3 protein-coding genes are annotated in these 3,024 nt (G+C 73.5%); 1 reads left to right on the top strand and 2 read right to left on the bottom strand.

Going from position 1 to position 3,024, the window contains the following annotated elements; all coding sequences use genetic code 11:
• On the bottom strand, nucleotides 1–363 hold a 363-nt coding region (locus JNW89_RS32860; protein ID WP_238452007.1), incomplete at its 3' end, for a hypothetical protein.
• A 108-nt stretch (nucleotides 364–471) separates the two neighbouring features.
• Here JNW89_RS32860 and JNW89_RS32855 point away from each other — a divergent pair.
• Nucleotides 472–1,734 carry a nucleotide sugar dehydrogenase gene (locus JNW89_RS32855; RefSeq protein ID WP_238452006.1) on the top strand — a complete coding sequence of 421 codons (1,263 nt, stop codon included), beginning with the start codon at nucleotides 472–474 and terminating at the stop codon, nucleotides 1,732–1,734.
• 43 nt (nucleotides 1,735–1,777) lie between these two features.
• On the opposite strand, the gene JNW89_RS32850 is transcribed toward JNW89_RS32855, so the two are convergent.
• Nucleotides 1,778–3,024, bottom strand: a 1,247-nt coding sequence (locus JNW89_RS32850; RefSeq protein WP_238452005.1) for an FtsX-like permease family protein, incomplete at its 5' end; no start/stop codon positions are given.

Below are 3,024 nucleotides of genomic sequence, written 5' to 3'. Positions count from 1 at the left end.
GGCCCTCGGCGCGGCCAAGGAGACCGGCGACGGGGCGACCAACATCAAGAGCACCTCGCCGGCCGTGGCACCCAGCGAAGAGGGGGAGCAGTCGGCGGTTCCCGAGGAGACCGGCACGGACCAGCCGAACCGGCCGAACCGCACCTGGAACCCGCGCAACCGGCCCTCGGCCACCGTCACGGTCACGCCGTCGCCGGGCCCGAGCGGATCGGCCGAGCCGCAGCCGACCTCGGCGCCGACGACCACGCCGGCGAACCCGCCGACCACCACCGCGCCGGCCGACCCGCCGACCACCACCGCGCCGGCGGATCCGCCGACCACCACCACGGCGCCTCCGGAGGGGAACCCGCCGCTGGCGGGCACCTGACGAGATCCGACACCGCCGCTCCCATTAGCCGCAAAACCGGACTTTAAACCTCATACAAGCCCTAAGCTCCCGGGCAGGAGTCACTTACTGCCACGGGAGCGAACGTGCGCGTTGAGAAGCTGGTCGTCATCGGTCAGGGGTACGTCGGTCTGCCACTGGCGATGCGTGCCGTCGAGGCGGGGCTGGACGTGGTCGGCCTCGACGTCGACGCCGACCGGGTCAAGCGGCTCGCCACCGGCGAGTCGTTCGTCGAGGACATCACCGCCGAACGGCTCGGCCGGGCGCTGGGCAGCGGCCGCTACCGGCCGAGCACGGAGTACACCGACGCCGAGGGCTTCGACATCTGCGTGATCACCGTCCCGACCCCGCTGCGCGACGGCGCTCCCGACCTCAGCTACGTCGAGCAGGCCGGCCACGGCATCGGCCGGTACGTCCGGGCCGGCTGCACGGTGGTCCTGGAGTCGACCACCTACCCCGGCACCACCGAGGACGTGCTCCGGCCGCTGCTGGAGTCGGCCAGCGGCCTGCGCAGCCCCGGCGACTTCCACCTCGGCTACAGCCCGGAGCGGATCGACCCGGGCAACCGCACCTGGCGGCTGGAGAACACCCCCAAGGTGGTCTCCGGCGTCGACGGCGCCTCGCTGCGCCGGGTCGACGACTTCTACCGGCGACTGGTGGAGCGGACGGTGCCGGTGGACTCGACCCGGGTCGCCGAGCTGACCAAGCTGATCGAGAACACCTTCCGGCAGGTCAACATCGCGCTGATCAACGAGCTGGCGATCGCCTCACACCACCTGGGGATCGACGTCTGGCAGGCGATCGACGCCGCCTCCTCCAAGCCGTTCGGCTTCATGCCGTTCCGGCCCGGCCCGGGTGTGGGCGGGCACTGCCTGCCGATCGACCCGTGCTACCTGTCCTGGCAGGTGAAGCGGACGATGGGCCGACAGTTCCGGTTCATCGAGCTGGCCGACGACATCAACCACCAGATGCCCGAGCACGTGACCCAGCGGGTGATGGCCGGGCTGAACCGGATGGGCCGCTCGGTGAACGGGGCCCGGCTGCTGCTGCTGGGCCTGGCGTACAAGAAGAACACCGGCGACATGCGCGACTCCCCCGCCGTGGACGTGGCCCGGCGGCTCAACGACCTCGGCGCCGACGTGCGCGCGGTGGAGCCGTACGCCGAGCCGCAGCACATCCCCGGCGGGGTGACCGTGGTCGACCTGACCGAGCGGGAGGTCGCCGAGGCCGACGCCGTGGTCGTGGTGACCGACCACGACAGCTTCGACTACGACCTGGTGGCCCGGCACGCCCGGTACGTCTTCGACACCCGGGACCGCTGCCGGGGCGCGGTGGTGGAGCGGCTCTGACCCGTACGGTGGTGGCCGGTCCGCCCGGGACCGCACCACCGGATCACTCCGCGCCGAGTGCCTCGACCACCGGCCGACCCAACGCCCGCCGGGCCGGCAGCACGGAGGCGAGCAGGGCGGCCAGCACCGCCACCGCGAGCATCAGCCCGAGCCGCCCCCAGGGCAGCACCAGGGTGAAGTCCCCGCCGATCTTCGCCACGAAGGCCATCGCCCCGGCGCTGACCCCGGCGCCCAGCGCCATCCCGAGCACCGCCCCGACCAGCGCCATCAGCACCGCCTCGATGGCCAGCATGGCCCGCATCCGGCCCCGGGTGAGGCCGACCGCCCGCAGCACGGCGTTCTCCCGGGTCCGCTCCACCACCGAGAGGCTGAGCGTGTTCGCCACGCCGACCAGGGCGATCACCACGGCCAGTCCGAGCAGCGCGGTGACGAAGGCCAGCAGCATGTCGACCGTGCCGGTGAGCATCTTCTTGTAGGCGGCCTGGTCCATCAGGTTGACCGTCGGGTACCGCGCGACGACGGCCTCGACCGCCGCGCGGGCCTGTTCGGCGGGGACCCCGGCGGCGGGGTCCACCTCGGCGAGGAAGCCCCGCTGGGTCGGGAAGAGCCGGGCGAAGTCGGCGTCGACCATGTCGACCACGTGTCCCTCGGCCACCCCGGGGTCGGTCTGGGCGGCCTCGTCGGCGGTCACCACCGCGGCGACCCGGAAGGACCGGCCGGCGAAGGTCACCGGGGCGCCGACGGTCCAGCCGCGCGCCTCGGCGAGCTGCCGGTGCACCAGCACCGCGCCCGGGCCGAGGTCGCCGTCGTCGCCGGCCACCGTGCCGGTCAGGGTACGGCCGACCAGCGCCGGATGCGCGGCGCGGATCTCCACCCCGTCGACGACCCGGCTGCGCCGCTCGTGCACCACCCCCAGCTCCGGCCGGGCCGCCAGCTCGTCGGCGAGTGCCGCCGGCAGGTCGCTGCCGACGCCGGTTACCAGGTAGTCGACGCCGATCTGGGCGTCCACGGCGCGTTCGATGCCGACCTTCACGCTGCCGGCGCCGACGACGAACGCCGACACCAGGCCGATCCCGATCACCAGCGCGGTGGCGGTCGCCGAGATCCGGCGCGGATTACGGACGGCGTTGGCCACGGCCAGTCCGGCGGTGGCGCCGAAGAGCAGCCGGGCGGGCGCGCCGAAGAGCCGGACCAGGGCGGGCACCAGCACCGGGCCGTAGAGCACGATGCCGAAGAAGGTCAGCATCCCGCCGAGGGCGACCAGCGCGATCTGGCCGACGGTGGCGGCCA

Source organism: Micromonospora sp. 4G55, assembly GCF_016803375.1.
Note: the sequence above shows the minus strand (reverse complement) of the source record. Positions and strands in the feature narration are given on the sequence as shown.